The organism is Pseudomonas sp. GW821-FHT10C09 (assembly GCF_059415465.1).
Map to the genome: position 1 here is coordinate 1 of NZ_JBWKNG010000022.1, position 16,243 is coordinate 16,243.

Consider the following 16,243-nt stretch of genomic DNA (forward strand, 5'->3'; position numbering starts at 1 on the left):
CAAGGACGGTGAAGATCTCAAAGACCCGGTTTCCAGTGGACCGTAAGGCTGCTCCGCTTAAGTGAACAGCATTACGCATTGCGCGGGCCTTTTTTGTTGCGCGTCATTCTTGACACTGTCCGGTCAGCTTCTCTAGGATGTTGCCCATGCGCCGATTTAAACAGCTACTTGCGGGGCGCCAGGTAACTCATCCAGTTGCCGATAGAAGCTTGAAACAGGCTTCGAAATACCGCTAAAGCGCTGGTTCGGTGTTGCCTCTCACCTGCCATGCAGAATTTTGAGGCAGAGACACGACTTGATGAACGCACTTAGCCCCGTAGTACGTCCCGCGCCGATCACGGCACATCTCACCCAGCGCAATCCAAAAATCCTGCTTGGCGGTAAACATCAGCCGACGCTGCTGCGTTACCTCGATGGCTGGCCACGTCGTACCGGCGGGCCTGCAGCGTTCCTGATCCAGTTTGTCGAAGACGGCGAATCACTGGCTCGATTTGCCAGCGATAGTTTTGACCTTGCGGTGATTCAATCACCGAGCCTCGAAGACGCGCCGGAAGTGATCAAACAACTGACCCGCGTTGCCCGACAAGGCCTGATTACTCGCCGCTAAGGTTTACGGATACTCAATCGCCACGATGTACACGCATTGCTCACCGGTTGGCGTCTGGACCCGAACTTCGGCGTCCAGCGCCTTGCCGATCAGTGCGCGGGCGAGCGGTGAGTCGATGCTGATCAGCCCCAGCTTGAGGTCCAGTTCATCCGGGCCGACAATGCGATAGCGCGACTCTTTGCCGTCTTCGTCTTCAATCGTGACCCAGGCGCCAAAATAGACCTTGTTCGGATCGCTGGGCTTTTCGCTGACCACCTTCAACGCTTCCAGACGTTTGGTGAGAAAGCGCACACGGCTGTCGATTTCACGCAGCATTTTTTTGCCGTAGGTGTATTCCGCATTCTCGGAACGATCACCCTGCGCCGCGGCCTCGCTTACCGACTGCGTCACTTGCGGTCGCCGTACATGCCAAAGCTCATGAAACTCGGCCCGCATCCGCGCTTCACCTTCGGGGGTGATCAGCGCGGTGCCAGCGGGGCGGGGGGGACGATAACGGCTCATGGCTACTTCTTGTAATGGGCAAGGTTCGAGTCTATCAACCCTCACGCAACACTGTCAGGGGGCTGGCGTTCAACGCACGGCGCGTACCAAACACACCGGCGCCGCCAATCAGCACCGCACCGATCACCGGCAGCACCAGCAACCATGGATGCGGGTGCCACGGCAGGTCGAAGGCGTAGCGGTAAAGCACCAGGCTCACCAGTTCCGAGCCCAGGGCCGCCAACAAACCGCTGACGGCACCGAGCAAACCGAATTCGATCCGCCGGGCCTTCACCAGCAACTGCCGTTCGGCCCCCAGCGCGCGCAACAGGGCGCCTTGGCGAATGCGTTCATCGAGCGTCGCTTGCAGTCCGGAAAACAACACCGCCATCCCCGCCGCCAATACAAACAACAGCACATATTCCACCGCCAGCGTGACCTGGGCGAGGATGCTGCGCAGCTGTTCCAACAAGGCTTCGACTTGCAGAATGGTCACTGCCGGGAAACTGCGCGAGAGGTCGACAATCTGCTGATCGTGACCGGCCGCCAGATAGAAACTGGTCAGATAAGTCGCCGGCAAATCTTTCAAGGTGCCGGGCTGGAAGATCATGAAGAAGTTCGGCTGGAAGTTGTCCCAGTTGATCTCTCGCAGGCTGGTGACCTTCGCTTCACGATTGATCCCGCCCACGGTAAACACCAGGTGATCGCCGAGCTTGAGCTTCAGGCTTTCGGCCACTTTGCCTTCGACCGATACACCGGGAACCTCGTCGGGTGCCTGCTCGGTCCACCAGTTGCCTGCCGTGAGTTTGTTGCCCACCGGCAAGTCCGCTGCCCAGGTCAGGCTCAGGTCGCGCTGGATCGCTCGATCCCCTGCCGAATCCTTGCTGACGATGTCCTGCACCGGCTCGCCATTGATGCTGATCAGTCGACCCGGCACCACCGGGTAGAGCGGCGCGGATTGCGCCGACAGTTGAATCAGGCGATCCGTAAAGGCCTGTTTGTCCGCGGGCAGGATGTTCAGAGCAAAATAATTCGGCGCGTTTTTCGGCAACTGGTTCTGCCAGGTGTCCAGTAACTCGCCCCTCAGCAACGCGATCAATGCCATGGACAGCAGAATCAGGCCGAAGGCCAAGGCTTGTCCCGCTGCGGCCAGTGGGTGGCGCAGCAACTGGCCCAGTCCGAGGCGCCAGGGCAGCGAAGCGCGGGCCAGCAGCCGGCGCAGGCTGTTGAGCAGCAGCAAGAGCAAGCCCCCGAGCACCAGCGCGGCGATTACACCGCCGCCGAGCAGGGCGAAGGTCAGGACCAGATCGAGGCTCAGGCGCCACATGATCAGGCCGAGGGCGCCCAACGCAGCGCCATAGACCATCCAGGTGCTGGACGGAATCGGCAACATGTCCCGGCGCAGCACGCGCAAGGGTGGCACGCGACCGAGCGCGGCCAGCGGTGGCAGGGCAAATCCGGCCAGTGCCACCAGCCCGGTGCCGATCCCGGCGATGGCCGGCAGCAGGCCACCCGGCGGCACGTCGGTCGGCAGCAAATCATGCAGCAACGCAAACAGCCCAAGCTGTGCCAGCCAGCCGAGGAGGGCGCCGCTGAGGCTGGCGAGCAGCCCGAGTACCGTCAGCTGCAAACTGAACAGCACCATGGTTTCCCTGCGTGACAGGCCCAGGCACCGCAGCAGGGCGCTGGCATCGAATCGGCGTGTGGCGAAGCGCGTGGCCGACAGCGCTACCGCCACGCCGGACAACAGGACCGCTACCAGACTCGCCATGTTCAGGTAACGCTCGGCCTTGCCCAGCGCGCCGCCAATTTGTCGATTGCCGTCGCGGGCATCCTGCAGGCGCTGGTTGGCGGCCAGGCCAGGCTTGATCAGTTGGCGATAGGTTTCCAGCGCCTCGGCTTTGCCGCGCCAGAGTTCGCGGTAGCTGACCCGGCTTCCGGGTTGCACCACACCGGTGGCGGCCAGGTCGCTGAGGTTGATCAGCACCCGTGGCGTGAGGCTATAGAAGTTGCCGGCCCGGTCGGGTTCGTAGGTCAGGACGCGCGCCAGTTTCAGGGTTTTCATGCCGACGTCGATGCTGTCGCCGATCTTCAGATCCAGCGCTGTCAGCAGACGTGCCTCGACCCAGGCCTCGCCGGGTTTCGGTCCGCCACCGGGCTCTTCCTGCGCAAAGGGCGCCGGGGTGCTTTTCAGTTCGCCGCGCAGTGGGTAGACATCATCGGCCGCTTTGATGCTGGACAGTTGAATGCCGTTATCGGTGGCGATGACGCTGGAGAATTCCACCACTTGAGCGTGTTCAAGCCCCAGTTCGGTACCGCTTTTGATTTGTTCGGGTCGTGCCGGTGAGCTGCCTTCGAGCAACAGGTCGGCGCCGAGAAATTCGGTGGCGCGCAACATCATGGCGCCGTTCAGGCGGGCGCCGAAGTAGCCGATGGCGGTACTCGCTGCCACGGCCACCAGCAAGGCGAAGAACAGCACGCGCAATTCGCCGGCGCGGGCATCGCGCAGCAGTTGGCGGATGGCAAGACTGAACAGGCGCAACAGCGGCAGGCGTGCCATCAAGGCTCCAGAGGGGCGACCAACAGGCCGGCTTCAAGGCGGATCAGCCGCCGGCAACGATGTGCCAGGCGTTCGTCGTGGGTCACCAGTACCAGCGTCGTGCCGCGTTCCTGGTTGAGTTCGAACAACAGGTCGCTGATGCGCTCCCCGGTGTGGCTGTCGAGGTTGCCGGTGGGCTCGTCGGCGAACAGCACATCGGGTTCGGCGGCAAACGCCCGGGCAATCGCTACACGTTGCTGTTCACCCCCCGAGAGCTGGCGCGGTGAATGGGTCAGGCGCTGGCCCAGGCCGACCCGTTGCAGCAACTCGGTGGCACGTTCGCGGGCGTCTTTGCGGCCATCGAGTTCCAGCGGCAACATGACGTTTTCCAAAGCATTGAGGCTGTCGAGCAACTGAAAGGACTGGAACACAAAACCGACATGCTCGGCGCGAATGCGCGCGCGTTGATCTTCATCAAGCGTGCTCAACCCTTGCCCGGCGAGGGTGACTTCGCCGCTGCTGGGCAGGTCGAGCCCGGCGAGCAGGCCCAGGAGGGTGGATTTGCCGGAACCGGAGGCGCCGACGATGGCCAGGCTGTCGCCCTTGTTCAGTTCCAGGCTGAGTTCGTGCAGGATAGTCAGTTCACCTTCCGCGCTGGGAACCACTTTGCTGAGGTTCTTCGCGGTGAGAATGCTTGCGCCCATGGAGAATCCGATGCGTGTGTGGTTTTTGAGTGCTGGCCTGGCCTTGATGTGCATGGCCCAGAACGCAGCGGCGGGTACTGTCCTGATCGTTGGCGATAGTATCAGCGCGGGTTTCGGACTGGATACCCGGTTGGGGTGGGTCTCGCTGCTCGAGCAACGGCTCAAACACGAAGGTTTCGACGATAAAGTGGTCAACGCCTCCATCAGTGGCGACACCAGTGCCGGAGGCCAGGCGCGCCTGCCTGCGCTGCTTGCAGAGCATAAGCCGGAGCTCGTCATCCTCGAGTTGGGCGGCAATGACGGCCTGCGTGGAATGCCCCCGGCTAATTTGCAACAAAACCTTGCGTCGATGATCGACAGCTCCCGGGACAACGGCGCCAAGGTCCTGCTGTTGGGCATGCAACTGCCGCCCAATTACGGCGTTCGTTACACCGAGGCCTTTGCCAGGGTCTACAGCACGCTGGCCTCCGAGAAAAACATCGCGCTGGTGCCATTTTTTCTCGACGGTGTCGGCGGTCATCCGGACTTGATGCAGGCTGACGGCATACACCCGGCGGCCGGGGCTCAGGACAAGTTGCTGGATAATGTCTGGCCTACGCTAAAACCGCTGTTATGACCCTTTTCTAGGCGCAGGCTTTCGGCTAAGGTGGCGGCCCCCGATTTGGAGCCCCCGATGCCGCGTCCTGCCTGGTCACTTTTTGCCTACCAACTGATCGAGCCTGACGAACAGCTGGATCTGTTCGCCTGCCAGGAAGTGCGGGTGCATCTGGTTACCCGTCAACTGGAGCTGGGCGGCTCGGCAGACCGGACCCTGTGTGGCAGCCTGCTGCCGGCACAGCCGCGCTGGTCGAGTGTCGATCGTCGGGTTTTCCAGGACCAGCGCCTGTGCTCGCTGTGCCGGGCCATCCTGGAATCGCAAAAACGCGGCACCTCGCCGATCTGGCCAGAGCTGCGTTTCGAGCTCTGACGCCGAAAAGATAGCGTGCTATCGGCCAACTCCCCGAAATTCCAGGCGCCGGTGTACAATCGCGTTTTTATACCCTTGTCGATCATGCGAAGGACTTTCCGGATGTTGCCGCGTTTTCCTGCCGTCACCCGCTGCCTGTCTCTTGCCGCCCTTTGTATGGCCGGTCCAGCTGCAGCATTGGAGTTTCCCCTGCCACCGCCCGGTGAAGACATCATCGGCCAGGTGCAGGTGATCAAGGCCAAGTACGAAGATACCTTCGCCGACCTTGGTACCGCTTACGACCTGGGCTACACGGAAATGATCGCGGCCAACCCGGGTGTCGATGCGTGGTTGCCGGGCGCCGGTACTGAAGTCATTCTGCCGACCCGTTTCATCCTGCCACCGGGCCCGCGCGAAGGCATCGTGATCAACCTGGCTGAGTACCGCCTCTACTACTACCCCAAAGGCCAGAACGTGGTGTACACGTTCCCGCTGGGGATTGGTCGTGAGGGTTGGGGCTCACCGATCGCCCACACCACCATCACCGCGAAAACGCCGAACCCGACCTGGACCCCTCCAGCGTCGATCAAGGCCGAGCACGCCGCCGATGGTGATCCGCTGCCGAATGTGGTGCCAGCAGGCCCGGATAACCCTCTGGGGCCGTTCAAGTTCAGCCTGGGCACTCCGGGCTACCTGATTCATGGCTCGAACAAGAAATTCGGCATTGGCATGCGCACCAGCCACGGCTGCTTCCGCATGTTCAACAATAACGTGCTGGAAATGGCGAAAATGGTGCCGGTCGGCACATCGGTACGGATCATCAACGACCCGTACAAGTTTGGCGTGAGTGGCGGCAAGGTGTATCTCGAAGCGCATACCCCGCTGGATGACAATGGCAACCCGTCGGTGGTCGACAAGCACACCTCGGTGATCAACGCGATGCTCAAGCGTGAAGACATCACCAACAACCTGCGCATGAACTGGGATGTGGTGCGTGACGTGGTCGCCGCTGAAGATGGCCTGCCAGTGGAAATCGCGGTGCCGAATGGCACTGCGCCGATGGTGTCGAGTGCGCCGCTCGATCCGTTGCAGTAAGGCCTGAAAAAAACCCGCCGACGCACACCGCGTCGGCGGGTTTTTTATTGCCGGAAGGAAACATCAGGCAATAAAAAAGCCGACCCAAAAAATGGGTCGGCTTAATAACAATCCCGAGGGATTATTACTTGCGGCTAGCTTTGTCCAGCATGCGCAGAGCACGCTCGTTAGCTTCGTCAGCAGTCTGTTGTGCTTTTTGAGCAGCAGCCAGAGCTTCATCAGCTTTACGGTAAGCTTCGTCTGCACGAGCCTGGGAGCGAGCAGCTGCGTCTTCAGTAGCGGTCAGACGTGCTTCGGTTTCTTTCGATGCGCTGCTGCAACCGGTAGCCAGAACTGCGGCCAGAGCCAGAGCAGAGAATTTCAGAACGTTGTTCATCGTGTTCCCCTTCAAGGACTTTCTATTAAGTTAGCTGTCTCCTCAGAGTGAGGAAATAGCCGGCGTACATACTACTCATTACTACTCGTAAGTAAACTGACGTAAAGCAAGAAGCAAAAAAAATTGTAGGCGTTGATTCTTTTTCGAGCAACTTTTAACTGCATTGTTTAAAAAATATCCAGCTGCAAGGCCCGAGCCTGAGCGAGCCGCCAAAGAAAAGTTCCGCGCACTCACCGGGTTTTTTTTCAGTCTTGGCTAAAGTCTGGCTAGATGAACACGTCCATACTTCTGTTCGAAATTTGCGCAGAGGCTCTCATAATCTTTATCCATCTAGAGGTGACTTTAAGAGAACGGATTCGTCTCATGTCTCAATATCCGGCAATGTTCAGGCTACCGACCCGCAAAGACCGTTGGTCGAGCCGTCCCTGCGTACCCCGGAGCAGCACCCGCTGGCTGAGCATGATGACGAGCGCACCTTGAGCATTTTCGCCAATGGTGCCTACTATTTGATACGTGCTCGGTTGCGCGAGATCGGTGCTGTTCTTCTCGGTGTCCATTGGCACGGGGTGGCGTAGATGTTCCTTCGCCGGAAAAACATCGGTAAGGTAGGGGTCAGAATTCAAGACCCGCGAGGAGTAGTGATGAGCGAGGCGTTGTCCATCCACCATGACCAGGCTGGTCATCAGTTCGAGACCAATGTGGACGGTCATCGTGCCTACCTGACCTATATGGATCTGGGAAAACAGACCCTGGATATCTATCGCACCTTCGTGCCTAACGCTCTACGGGGACGCGGCATTGCTGCGGCATTGACCGAGAAGGCGTTGGAGTACGCTGATGAAATGGGTTACACCGTCATTCCATCGTGCTCCTACGTTGAGCGCTACATGGAGCGTCACCAGCGGCACGCCGCCAAGCTGTGACCAAAACGAACGCATAAAAAAACGCCAGGTTTAAGCCTGGCGTTTTTGTGTGCGCTAAACGGTGATCAGGTGCGATCGCGTTTGGGCAGCACATCCTTGAGCTTGGCATGCATGCTGCGCAAGGTGTTTTCGGTGGCGGACCAATCGATGCAGGCGTCGGTGATCGACACGCCGTATTGCAGGTCGGCGAGGTCTTTCGGGATGGCCTGGCAACCCCAGTTCAGGTGGCTCTCGACCATCAGGCCGATGATCGACTGGTTGCCTTCGAGGATCTGGTTGGCGACGTTCTCCATCACCAGCGGTTGCAGGGCCGGGTCCTTGTTGGAGTTGGCGTGGCTGCAATCGACCATGATGTTCGGCTTGATCTTCGCCTTGTTCAGCGCTTGCTCACAGAGCGCGACGCTGACCGAATCATAGTTCGGCTTGCCGTTGCCACCGCGCAGTACCACGTGGCCGTAGGCGTTGCCCTTGGTGGTGACGATCGACACGCCACCTTCCTGGTTGATGCCCAGGAAACGGTGCGGGCTGGAAACCGATTGCAGTGCGTTGATTGCCACGGTCAGGCCGCCGTCGGTGCCGTTCTTGAAGCCGACGGCCGAGGACAGGCCGGACGCCATTTCGCGGTGAGTCTGGGATTCGGTGGTGCGCGCGCCGATGGCCGACCAACTGATCAGGTCCTGCAGATACTGCGGGGAAATCGGGTCGAGGGCTTCGGTCGCGGTCGGCAGGCCCATTTCGGCCAGGTCCAGCAGCAACTGGCGTCCGATGTGCAAGCCGTCCTGGATCTTGAACGAGTCGTCCAGGTACGGGTCGTTGATCAAGCCTTTCCAGCCGACGGTGGTGCGTGGCTTCTCGAAATACACACGCATGACCAGATACAGGGTATCGGACACTTCCGCGGCGAGCGTCTTCAGGCGCTCGGCGTATTCGTGGGCAGCCTTGATGTCGTGGATCGAGCAAGGCCCGATGACGACGAACAGGCGGTGGTCGGTGCCATCCAGGATATTGCGAATGACTTCGCGGCCCTTGGTGACGGTGCGCAGGGCGGCGTCGCTCAGGGGGATGTCACGCTTGAGCTGATCAGGAGTGATCAGCGTCTCGTTGGAGGCGACGTTTAGGTCGTTGATCGGTAAATCAGCCATCGTTTACTCGTCAGGTCACGGGTGCCGGCCGCCAGCGAACCCGCGCGGCGGAGCACAGCAAATTAAGCGCGTCGGGGACCCGAACCTTAGCGCGTTAGGCGCCTGCTCGACAATGGGCACACACCTGTTTAATCCAGCACTGCCTGTGCAAATGCCTTGCGCACGGTGTCGTGGGAGAACTCGTCGGCATGCGCCTGGACCCATTCGAGGGCCAGCGCCTGAATACCCTGCAAGTCGTCGTGCGCGTCATGCAGGCGGCAATACCGTTCGATCTGGCACACTTGCTCGCCCATTCGGGCACTGAACAGCATCTGCTCGTCGACAAAAGCGATGCCCACCAGATAGCCACGTTTGCGCCGCAGACACCAGGCCACATAGCCCAGGTAGCGCAAATCGGGGTTCAGGGTCGGCATACGCACTTCCAGCGCCGTGCCGTGGCGCCAGGCCCGGTGATAATTGCAAGCCATGCCCCCGAGGCTGATAGTGTGCAAGCGCTGTCGCGAGATGCACTCATGTGTGAGCAACGTTAATTCGACGGGTACATCGTCAGGATGAGGAATAAAGCGTCCCATGAACACGGACTCCCTGTGTCGGCCATCTGACATTCTTTCCCCCAGTATAGTGGTCGAATTGGAACTGACCGATTTCGATGCCGACCAACGGCTGCTGGCGATGCCCGGCGTTTCGCTGGTGATTTTCACCAGTGTCGGCTGCGCCAGTTGCCGATTTGCCCGTGAACAATTGCCAAGGCTCGATCTGGCAGTCGATCGGCTGTGCTGGATCGATGCCGGGAACAATGGCGGGGTGGTCGAGCGCTATCAGGTTTTTCATTTGCCGGCGCTGTTTTTAGTGCGCGACGGTGAGTTCTTCGGGGCATTAAAATCGCGCCTGACCGGTACCGAACTCAATGAAGCGGTCGGACGGGCGCTGATGAAAACAGCAGAGGAGTTGCCATGATGGGGGCAGTTACAAAGCCGACAATCGGTGTGATCGGGACCGGCGCAATCGGCGGGTTCTACGGGATGATGCTGGCGCGTGCCGGCTTCGATGTGCACTTCTTGCTGCGCAGTGAATTTTCAGCGGTGGCCGAGCGCGGGTTGCGACTCGACAGTGCGGCGCACGGCGCACTGACGTTGAACCCGGTTCAGGCCTATTCATCCGCGCAAGACATGCCCGCCTGCGACTGGTTGCTGGTCGGCGCCAAAACCACCAGCAATGCCGACCTGGCCCCTGCCATCATTCAGGCGGCTGCTGCGAACGCCAAAGTGCTGGTGTTGCAGAATGGCCTGGACGTCGAAGACAGCCTGCGCGAGTTGCTTCCCGATTCTTTGCACCTGCTCGGCGGGCTGTGTTTTATCTGTGTCCATCGCACTGGTCCCGGGGAAATTACCCATCAGGCGCTCGGCGCCGTCAACATCGGCCATCACAGTGGTCCCGCGGCTGATGAAGCTGCGCGCATGGCGATTGTAGAAGAGGGCGCCGGACTGTTCCGCAGCGCCGGCATCGATTCCCAGGCCATGCCGAACCTGCAGCAGGCACGTTGGCAAAAACTGGTCTGGAATGTTCCCTACAACGGTCTGTCGGTTCTGTTGGGGGCCAGCACCACGCCATTGATGGCCGATGCTGACAGCCGGGAACTGATCAAGGCGTTGATGGCCGAAGTGGTGCAGGGCGCAATCGCCTGTGGTCACGACATTCCGGCCGGTTACGCCGACCATCTGTTCATGGTCACCGAAAAAATGCCGGACTATTGGCCGAGCATGTACCACGATTTCCTGCACAAGCGACCGCTGGAACTGGCGGCGATTTACGCGCGGCCCTTGGCAGCGGCCAAAGCGGCAGGGTGCGAATTGCCGCTGATCGAAGCCTTGCATCGCAGTTTGAGTTTTATCGATCGACGCAATACCTGAGTCGATCAATCCGGGGGGAAGGGCATGGCCAAGACTATCGACGACAAACTGGTGCTGGCGATTTCTTCGCGGGCACTGTTCGACCTGAGCGAAAGCCACAAGGTGTATCTGTCGAGCGGCGTCGAGGCTTACCGGCAATACCAGATCGAGCACGAGGATGAAATCCTCGAGCCCGGTGATGCCTTTCCGCTGGTGCAGAAACTCCTCAATCTCAATACTCTTCTCGGCCGCGCCCGGGTCGAGGTGATCCTGGTGTCGCGCAACAGCGCCGACACCGGGTTGCGGGTGTTTAACTCGATTCATCACTACGGCCTGGCGATTTCCCGCGCGGCGTTTGTCGGCGGGCGCAGTCCTTATCCGTATCTCAAGGCCTTTGGCTGTGACCTGTTTCTGTCGACGCATGCCGAAGACGTGCGCAGTGCACTGGAGGCCGGTTTCGCCGCGGCGACCATTCTGTCGGGTGGTGCCAGCCGCGCGGCCAGCGATGAATTGCGGATTGCCTTCGACGGCGATGCGGTGCTGTTTTCCGACGAGTCGGAGCGTGTCTATCAGTCGGGTGGCCTGGAAGCGTTTCAGGCCAGCGAACGTGAAGCCGCCCGTGAGCCATTGCGCGGAGGGCCGTTCAAAGGCTTCCTGGCGGCCCTCAATCTGTTGCAGCGTGAGTTTCCCGACGACGACTGTCCGATCCGCACCGCGTTGGTCACAGCGCGTTCTGCGCCGGCCCATGAGCGCGTGATCCGTACGTTGCGCGAATGGGACATTCGCCTGGACGAATCACTGTTTCTCGGTGGCCTGACCAAATCGGCGTTTCTTGAAGCGTTCGCCGCCGATGTGTTTTTCGACGATCAGGCCGGCCATTGCGAATTGGCCCGCGAAGTCGTCGCCACCGGTCATGTACCGCACGGCATAAGCAACGAGCAAAAGGTTTAAGCCCACCGTTCAACGCGTTACGCAGAGCGTCGTACTCGCCAAGGCACTGCTAAGCTGAATCAAATCTCCGCCATGTTGGCTTGCGAGGAGATCCTAATGATTCAGTCGATGCTGTATGCCACTGACCTTGGCCTATATGCACCGTTGGTGATGCAACATGCCTTGGCCCTGGCGCGGACATTCAATGCCGACTTGTATGTGGTCCACGCGGTTGAGCCCATGGGGCTGTTTGCCGAATCGGTGCTTCAAAGTTATCTCGATGAACAGGCCTTGAACGAGTTTCACAGTCAGGGCCTGAGTACCGTAATTGCCAATATCGAGCAGCGGGTGCTCGACAGTTTTCGCGAAGAGCTGGGGGATGAAGGGGAGCAGGATCTGGCGCGAATCCGCGCGGTGCGTGTCCTTCAGGGGGATCCGTCGCAGGTGATTCTCGACCAGGCGCAGAAACTCTCTGTGGATTTGCTGATCGTAGGTAGTCACAGCCATGGTGCTGGCGCAGAAACGCCCTTGGGCAGGACCGCAGCGCGTGTGTTGCAGCTGTCGCGGGTGCCGGTCTACCTGGTGCCGCTGGTAGAGCGTCGCCGCCAGGAAGATCGCTAGAACACAAATAGTGGCAATTTGACAAAAAAGTTCTAGATTTATTCTTCATGCCATTAATATAGTTATATACCGTCGCTGATGCCCGTGGCGTCTACCTGCTTTGAGGGATTCATATGAAGCTTCAACAATTGCGCTACATCTGGGAAGTGGCGCACCACGACCTCAACGTTTCCGCTACCGCCCAAAGCCTTTACACCTCGCAACCGGGTATCAGTAAACAGATCCGCCTGCTGGAAGACGAACTGGGCGTCGAGGTGTTCGCCCGCAGCGGCAAGCACCTGACCCGCGTCACCCCGGCCGGCGAGCGCATCATCACCACCGCCGGCGAAATCCTGCGCAAGGTTGAAAGCATCAAGCAGATCGCCCAGGAATTCTCCAACGAGAAAAAGGGCACCCTGTCGATCGCTACCACTCACACCCAGGCACGTTATGCGTTGCCTCCGGTGATCAGCACCTTCATCAAGCAATACCCGGACGTTGCCCTGCACATGCACCAGGGTTCGCCGATGCAGATCGCTGAAATGGCCGCTGACGGCACCGTGGATTTCGCCATTGCCACCGAAGCGCTGGAGTTGTTCGGCGACCTGGTGATGATGCCGTGCTACCGCTGGAACCGCTGCGTGGTCGTGCCACAAGGTCACCCATTGACCAAGCTGTCGAAGCTGACTCTCGAGGCCTTGGCCGAATACCCGATCGTAACGTACGTGTTCGGTTTTACCGGCCGCTCCAAGCTCGACGAAGCCTTCAGCCATCGCGGCCTGACGCCGAAAGTGGTGTTCACCGCCGCCGACGCCGACGTAATCAAGACTTACGTTCGCTTGGGGCTGGGCGTGGGCATCGTGGCGAAAATGGCGGTCGATGCCAAACTCGATAGCGATCTGGTCATGCTCGATGCGAGCGATCTGTTCGAATCGAGCATCACCAAAATCGGTTTCCGTCGTGGCACTTTCCTTCGTGGCTTCATGTGCGACTTCATCGAGAAGTTTGCCCCGCACCTGACCCGCGAAGTGATGGCCAAAGCCATTCAGTGCCACAACAAGCAGGAACTGGAAGAGCTGTTCGACGGCGTCGAACTGCCGGTCCATTAATCTCCCTTTCTATACCACCTCGGTGACAGAAAACTGTTGCCGAGCACCCGCCACCAGAATCTCCACTTCATCCCCTTCGAACTTGCCCAGCAGGCTTTTGCCCAGCGGCGAGCGGGGGGTGATGACGGTGATCATTTGCCCTACCAGGTCGACCTTCAGGCCAGCTGCATCGGGGGCCAGAAACAGCCATTGCTCACGACCCTTCTCGTCTTCCAGGCCGAGCAATGCCCCGACTTCAATGCCACGTTGATCGTCATAAGGGCGCAAGGCCAGGTTCTGGCACAGCGTCAGTGACTGGCGGATTTCCTCGACCCGTTTGGCCTGGCCGGCCGCCAGATAGGAAGCCTCCAGCCCGAGGGTGTCGTACTTGTTTTCGGCGATGTTTTCTTCGTGGGTCGCGGTTTCGTACGCGGTTTGCGCAGCACGTTCGGCGATGTCGCGATCGATCCGCAGCTTGTCGAGAATCAATTGGTGGACGGATTGTTTGTTCATGATCAGTCGCAGAATTGCAGGACATTGGCGCGGCTTTTTTCGCTCGGCGCGGTATGGTCCTGCTGCAACCAGAACTGGCATTTCGGATTGGACAGATTGCGACTGCTGCTACGGGCCTGATCCATGCGCACTTGTTGCTCGTCCTTGCGCAGGTTCTCTTCGTATTGCTCGAACAACGGGCTCTGCGGTGGAATATCCGGCCTCGGCTGTTCGACAACCGGCGGCTTGGCCAGTTGCTCCACCGCGGCGGCTACCGGTGCCAGTTGTTCTTTGAAAAACACCGCCGAGACGAGCCAGCAGGTCAGCGCGATGGCGAGAAATCCCAGCCACAAACCGAGGGCAACGCTGCCGGTCAATTGCAGGGCGCTGAGCTGGATTGGTAACGGGCGGCGCGGGTTGGGACGGTAGGGCATGGCTGCCTCCTGGCGGATGGTCGCGGGCGAATGGCGATTGTCGCACGAAGATTAATCGCCGTCGGCTCTTCTGCACGAGGTAATTTATGCGGACAATCGGTGCCTTTGCCAACGGGAATCTGGAATGCCTGAACTGCCTCAAGTGAAAAACCGCTGGCGCTGGGATATTTTTTGCACCGTGGTCGACAACTTTGGCGACATCGGCGTGACCTGGCGCCTGGCTCGACAACTGGTGGCCGACCATGGTCTGGAAGTGCGCTTGTGGGTCGATGACCTGCGCGCCTTCGAACGCCTGTGTCCCGAGATCGACACCCATGTCGCGCAGCAATGGCAGGCCGGTGTCGAAGTGCGCCAATGGCCGACCGAGTGGTTGGCCACCGAAGCGGCAGAGGTAGTCATCGCTGCATTCGCCTGCCAGTTGCCGAGTGCCTACATGGACGCCATGGCCGCGCGGGCAAAGCCGCCGCTGTGGATGAACCTCGATTACCTGAGCGCCGAGGACTGGGTGATCGGTTGCCACGGTTTGCCGTCGGTCAAATATAAAACGGTGCAGAAGTACTTCTTCTTTCCGGGATTCCAGCCGGGCACCGGCGGTCTGCTGCGTGAAAGTGGGCTACTTGAGCGCCGTCGGCAGTTTCAGCAAAGTCCCGAGGCTCAGCGAGCATTTCTTCAAGGGTTGGGCATCGAGCGTGCGCCGAATGCGCAATTGATCTCGTTGTTTGCCTACGAGAATGCCGGCTTGTCGAGTTGGTTGGATGTGCTGGCCGCCGATTCGACACCTACGCATTTGGTGGTGCCCGAAGGGCGGATTCTCGGCGATGTCGAACGCTGGCTCGGCGTTGAAGGATTAGTCGCGGGAGCCCTGCATGTTCGCGATGGCGTGACCGTCCAGGTGCTGCCGTTCGTCCGACAGGACCAGTACGATCACCTGCTCTGGTGCTGCGATTTCAACGCCGTGCGCGGTGAAGACTCCTTCGTCCGCGCCCAATGGGCGGGCCGGCCGATGCTCTGGCACATCTATCAGCAGGAGGAAGACATCCACCTGGACAAGCTCGATGCGTTCCTCGCGCTGTACACAAAAGGCCTGTCCGAGCCCGCCAGCCAAGCGATAAACGGTCTTTGGCACGCCTGGAATGCCGGTCATGATATGTCCGACCACTGGCGCACGGCCCGCAAACACTGGCCAGAGCTGCAAAAACACGCCGAGGCGTGGTGTCTGGAACAAGCCTTGCAGGCCGATCTTGCCGCGGCGCTGGTACAGTTTTATGTAAATTGGATATGATACGCGGCCTAGATTTTTGTAAATCCCATCCAAATTCGGATATTCGCAATGAAAACTGGTAAAGAACTGAAACCCGGTACCGTGATCCGTCTCGAAAACGATCCTTGGCTGGTTCAGAAAGCTGAATTCACCAAATCCGGTCGTAACAGCGCGATCATGAAGACCAAGCTGAAAAACCTGCTGACCGGTTACAAGACCGAGATCGTTTACAGCGCTGACGACAAACTGGACGACGTGATCCTCGACCGCAAAGAAGCGACCCTGTCCTTCATCAGCGGCGACACCTACACGTTCATGGACACCACTGACTACACCATGTACGAGCTGAACGCTGAAGACATCGAAGCCGTTCTGCCTTTCGTTGAAGAAGGCATGACCGATGTTTGCGAAGCGATCTTCTTCGAAGAGCGTCTGGTTTCCGTAGAACTGCCGACCACTATCGTGCGTGTAGTTGACTACACCGAAGGTTCGGCTCGCGGCGACACTTCTGGCAAGGTGATGAAGCCTGCCAAGCTGGCCAACGGTACTGAGCTGCAAGTTGCTGACTTCATCGAAATCGGTGACAAGATCGAGATCGATACCCGCGAAGGCGGTTCCTACAAAGGCCGTGCTAAATAAGCACTGCTTGAGTAATGAAAAAGCCCGACCATTGAGTCGGGCTTTTTTGTGCCTGCAATTTCAGCTTCAACGTTGCACCCTTGTGGGAGCGAGCAGGC

General features: G+C 59.4%; 21 protein-coding genes. 12 read left to right on the forward strand and 9 right to left on the reverse strand.

Annotated features, from left to right (window positions below; all coding sequences use genetic code 11):
* Nucleotides 1–298: 298 nt before the first annotated feature.
* Entirely contained in the window at nt 299–607 is a 309-nt protein-coding gene (locus AC07N8_RS21840; protein WP_027925699.1) for a hypothetical protein, read from the forward strand.
* A gap of 3 nt (nt 608–610) precedes the next feature.
* On the opposite strand, the gene greB is transcribed toward AC07N8_RS21840, so the two are convergent.
* Genes greB through AC07N8_RS21855 form a run of 3 tightly spaced genes read right to left on the reverse strand, consistent with a single transcriptional unit; the run spans nt 611 to nt 4,330 of the window.
* On the reverse strand, nt 611–1,108 hold the full coding sequence (gene greB, locus AC07N8_RS21845) for a transcription elongation factor GreB (RefSeq protein ID WP_123432654.1): 498 nt from the start codon (nt 1,106–1,108) through the stop codon (nt 611–613).
* A 34-nt stretch (nt 1,109–1,142) separates the two neighbouring features.
* Nucleotides 1,143–3,647 carry an ABC transporter permease gene (locus AC07N8_RS21850; RefSeq protein WP_493145839.1) on the reverse strand — a complete coding sequence of 835 codons (2,505 nt, stop codon included), beginning with the start codon at nt 3,645–3,647 and terminating at the stop codon, nt 1,143–1,145.
* Nucleotides 3,647–4,330, reverse strand: a complete 684-nt coding sequence (locus AC07N8_RS21855) for an ABC transporter ATP-binding protein (protein ID WP_007943616.1) — start codon at nt 4,328–4,330, stop codon at nt 3,647–3,649. Before AC07N8_RS21855 ends, AC07N8_RS21850 begins: the two co-directional genes overlap by 1 nt.
* A 10-nt stretch (nt 4,331–4,340) precedes the next feature.
* Here AC07N8_RS21855 and AC07N8_RS21860 point away from each other — a divergent pair, with 10 nt between their 5' ends.
* The 3 genes from AC07N8_RS21860 to AC07N8_RS21870 all read left to right on the forward strand — a co-directional run bounded on the left by AC07N8_RS21860 (nt 4,341) and on the right by AC07N8_RS21870 (nt 6,371).
* Nucleotides 4,341–4,946 (forward strand): arylesterase, encoded by a 606-nt coding sequence (locus AC07N8_RS21860; protein WP_493145840.1) that lies wholly within the window; start codon nt 4,341–4,343, stop codon nt 4,944–4,946.
* A 57-nt stretch (nt 4,947–5,003) separates the two neighbouring features.
* Nucleotides 5,004–5,297 carry a hypothetical protein gene (locus tag AC07N8_RS21865; protein ID WP_003226812.1) on the forward strand — a complete coding sequence of 98 codons (294 nt, stop codon included), beginning with the start codon at nt 5,004–5,006 and terminating at the stop codon, nt 5,295–5,297.
* A gap of 102 nt (nt 5,298–5,399) precedes the next feature.
* Nucleotides 5,400–6,371, forward strand: coding sequence for a L,D-transpeptidase family protein (locus AC07N8_RS21870; RefSeq protein WP_483841264.1), 972 nt, complete (start codon nt 5,400–5,402; stop codon nt 6,369–6,371).
* Nucleotides 6,372–6,495: 124 nt separating this feature from the next.
* On the opposite strand, the gene oprI is transcribed toward AC07N8_RS21870, so the two are convergent.
* Both oprI and AC07N8_RS21880 read right to left on the reverse strand, forming a co-directional pair.
* A complete protein-coding gene (gene oprI / locus AC07N8_RS21875) occupies nt 6,496–6,747 on the reverse strand; it encodes an outer membrane lipoprotei OprI (protein ID WP_003199355.1) in 252 nt (83 codons plus the stop codon).
* A 368-nt stretch (nt 6,748–7,115) separates the two neighbouring features.
* Nucleotides 7,116–7,457 carry a hypothetical protein gene (locus AC07N8_RS21880; RefSeq protein ID WP_483841464.1) on the reverse strand — a complete coding sequence of 114 codons (342 nt, stop codon included), beginning with the start codon at nt 7,455–7,457 and terminating at the stop codon, nt 7,116–7,118.
* Between AC07N8_RS21880 and AC07N8_RS21885 the strand changes: the two genes are divergently transcribed.
* Nucleotides 7,389–7,670 carry a GNAT family N-acetyltransferase gene (locus AC07N8_RS21885; protein ID WP_027925705.1) on the forward strand — a complete coding sequence of 94 codons (282 nt, stop codon included), beginning with the start codon at nt 7,389–7,391 and terminating at the stop codon, nt 7,668–7,670. The two genes, AC07N8_RS21880 and AC07N8_RS21885, sit on opposite strands and share 69 nt — an antisense overlap.
* Nucleotides 7,671–7,735: 65 nt before the next feature.
* Here AC07N8_RS21885 and AC07N8_RS21890 read toward each other — a convergent pair whose 3' ends face one another.
* Together AC07N8_RS21890 and AC07N8_RS21895 are read right to left on the reverse strand one after the other, a co-directional pair.
* Nucleotides 7,736–8,812 carry a 3-deoxy-7-phosphoheptulonate synthase gene (locus AC07N8_RS21890; protein ID WP_123432647.1) on the reverse strand — a complete coding sequence of 359 codons (1,077 nt, stop codon included), beginning with the start codon at nt 8,810–8,812 and terminating at the stop codon, nt 7,736–7,738.
* 128 nt (nt 8,813–8,940) lie between these two features.
* Nucleotides 8,941–9,384, reverse strand: a complete 444-nt coding sequence (locus AC07N8_RS21895) for a PilZ domain-containing protein (RefSeq protein WP_140670892.1) — start codon at nt 9,382–9,384, stop codon at nt 8,941–8,943.
* On the opposite strand from AC07N8_RS21895, the gene AC07N8_RS21900 reads away from it, so the two are divergent.
* The 5 genes from AC07N8_RS21900 (at nt 9,383) to cysB (ending at nt 13,340) form a co-directional block, all read left to right on the forward strand.
* On the forward strand, nt 9,383–9,769 hold the full coding sequence (locus AC07N8_RS21900) for a thioredoxin family protein (RefSeq protein WP_483841263.1): 387 nt from the start codon (nt 9,383–9,385) through the stop codon (nt 9,767–9,769). The two genes, AC07N8_RS21895 and AC07N8_RS21900, sit on opposite strands and share 2 nt — an antisense overlap.
* The gene (locus AC07N8_RS21905) at nt 9,766–10,722 is read left to right on the forward strand and encodes a putative 2-dehydropantoate 2-reductase (RefSeq protein WP_493145841.1); all 957 of its coding nucleotides are present in this window, start codon (nt 9,766–9,768) and stop codon (nt 10,720–10,722) included. Before AC07N8_RS21900 ends, AC07N8_RS21905 begins: the two co-directional genes overlap by 4 nt.
* Before the next feature lie 24 nt (nt 10,723–10,746).
* Nucleotides 10,747–11,652 (forward strand): 5'-nucleotidase, encoded by a 906-nt coding sequence (locus AC07N8_RS21910; RefSeq protein WP_123432643.1) that lies wholly within the window; start codon nt 10,747–10,749, stop codon nt 11,650–11,652.
* Nucleotides 11,653–11,748: 96 nt separating this feature from the next.
* Nucleotides 11,749–12,252, forward strand: a complete 504-nt coding sequence (locus tag AC07N8_RS21915) for a universal stress protein (protein WP_123432642.1) — start codon at nt 11,749–11,751, stop codon at nt 12,250–12,252.
* A gap of 113 nt (nt 12,253–12,365) precedes the next feature.
* Nucleotides 12,366–13,340, forward strand: coding sequence for an HTH-type transcriptional regulator CysB (cysB, locus tag AC07N8_RS21920; RefSeq protein WP_027925712.1), 975 nt, complete (start codon nt 12,366–12,368; stop codon nt 13,338–13,340).
* 9 nt (nt 13,341–13,349) lie between these two features.
* Here the strand turns inward: cysB and AC07N8_RS21925 are convergent, their stop codons facing one another.
* Complete coding sequence (locus tag AC07N8_RS21925) at nt 13,350–13,832, reverse strand: GreA/GreB family elongation factor (protein ID WP_493145842.1); 483 nt, start codon at nt 13,830–13,832, stop codon at nt 13,350–13,352.
* Nucleotides 13,833–13,834: 2 nt separating this feature from the next.
* Complete coding sequence (locus AC07N8_RS21930) at nt 13,835–14,245, reverse strand: hypothetical protein (RefSeq protein WP_483841260.1); 411 nt, start codon at nt 14,243–14,245, stop codon at nt 13,835–13,837.
* A gap of 124 nt (nt 14,246–14,369) precedes the next feature.
* Between AC07N8_RS21930 and earP the strand changes: the two genes are divergently transcribed.
* Both earP and AC07N8_RS21940 read left to right on the forward strand, forming a co-directional pair.
* Nucleotides 14,370–15,527, forward strand: coding sequence for an elongation factor P maturation arginine rhamnosyltransferase EarP (gene earP, locus AC07N8_RS21935; protein WP_493145843.1), 1,158 nt, complete (start codon nt 14,370–14,372; stop codon nt 15,525–15,527).
* Between the two features lie 48 nt (nt 15,528–15,575).
* The gene (locus AC07N8_RS21940; protein WP_007908599.1) at nt 15,576–16,145 is read left to right on the forward strand and encodes an elongation factor P; all 570 of its coding nucleotides are present in this window, start codon (nt 15,576–15,578) and stop codon (nt 16,143–16,145) included.
* Nucleotides 16,146–16,243: the final 98 nt, after the last annotated feature.

Excerpts from the sequence above, each read along its gene's own strand:
- AC07N8_RS21840 (WP_027925699.1), top strand. The coding sequence starts at position 299 with ATGAACGCACTTAGCCCCGTAGTACGTCCCGCGCCGATCACGGCACAT.
- greB (WP_123432654.1), bottom strand. The coding sequence starts at position 1,108 with ATGAGCCGTTATCGTCCCCCCCGCCCCGCTGGCACCGCGCTGATCACC.
- AC07N8_RS21850 (WP_493145839.1), bottom strand. The coding sequence starts at position 3,647 with ATGGCACGCCTGCCGCTGTTGCGCCTGTTCAGTCTTGCCATCCGCCAA.
- AC07N8_RS21855 (WP_007943616.1), bottom strand. The coding sequence starts at position 4,330 with ATGGGCGCAAGCATTCTCACCGCGAAGAACCTCAGCAAAGTGGTTCCC.
- AC07N8_RS21860 (WP_493145840.1), top strand. The coding sequence starts at position 4,341 with ATGCGTGTGTGGTTTTTGAGTGCTGGCCTGGCCTTGATGTGCATGGCC.
- AC07N8_RS21865 (WP_003226812.1), top strand. The coding sequence starts at position 5,004 with ATGCCGCGTCCTGCCTGGTCACTTTTTGCCTACCAACTGATCGAGCCT.
- AC07N8_RS21870 (WP_483841264.1), top strand. The coding sequence starts at position 5,400 with ATGTTGCCGCGTTTTCCTGCCGTCACCCGCTGCCTGTCTCTTGCCGCC.
- oprI (WP_003199355.1), bottom strand. The coding sequence starts at position 6,747 with ATGAACAACGTTCTGAAATTCTCTGCTCTGGCTCTGGCCGCAGTTCTG.
- AC07N8_RS21885 (WP_027925705.1), top strand. The coding sequence starts at position 7,389 with ATGAGCGAGGCGTTGTCCATCCACCATGACCAGGCTGGTCATCAGTTC.
- AC07N8_RS21880 (WP_483841464.1), bottom strand. The coding sequence starts at position 7,457 with ATGACCGTCCACATTGGTCTCGAACTGATGACCAGCCTGGTCATGGTG.
- AC07N8_RS21890 (WP_123432647.1), bottom strand. The coding sequence starts at position 8,812 with ATGGCTGATTTACCGATCAACGACCTAAACGTCGCCTCCAACGAGACG.
- AC07N8_RS21900 (WP_483841263.1), top strand. The coding sequence starts at position 9,383 with ATGAACACGGACTCCCTGTGTCGGCCATCTGACATTCTTTCCCCCAGT.
- AC07N8_RS21895 (WP_140670892.1), bottom strand. The coding sequence starts at position 9,384 with ATGGGACGCTTTATTCCTCATCCTGACGATGTACCCGTCGAATTAACG.
- AC07N8_RS21905 (WP_493145841.1), top strand. The coding sequence starts at position 9,766 with ATGATGGGGGCAGTTACAAAGCCGACAATCGGTGTGATCGGGACCGGC.
- AC07N8_RS21910 (WP_123432643.1), top strand. The coding sequence starts at position 10,747 with ATGGCCAAGACTATCGACGACAAACTGGTGCTGGCGATTTCTTCGCGG.
- AC07N8_RS21915 (WP_123432642.1), top strand. The coding sequence starts at position 11,749 with ATGATTCAGTCGATGCTGTATGCCACTGACCTTGGCCTATATGCACCG.
- cysB (WP_027925712.1), top strand. The coding sequence starts at position 12,366 with ATGAAGCTTCAACAATTGCGCTACATCTGGGAAGTGGCGCACCACGAC.
- AC07N8_RS21925 (WP_493145842.1), bottom strand. The coding sequence starts at position 13,832 with ATGAACAAACAATCCGTCCACCAATTGATTCTCGACAAGCTGCGGATC.
- AC07N8_RS21930 (WP_483841260.1), bottom strand. The coding sequence starts at position 14,245 with ATGCCCTACCGTCCCAACCCGCGCCGCCCGTTACCAATCCAGCTCAGC.
- earP (WP_493145843.1), top strand. The coding sequence starts at position 14,370 with ATGCCTGAACTGCCTCAAGTGAAAAACCGCTGGCGCTGGGATATTTTT.
- AC07N8_RS21940 (WP_007908599.1), top strand. The coding sequence starts at position 15,576 with ATGAAAACTGGTAAAGAACTGAAACCCGGTACCGTGATCCGTCTCGAA.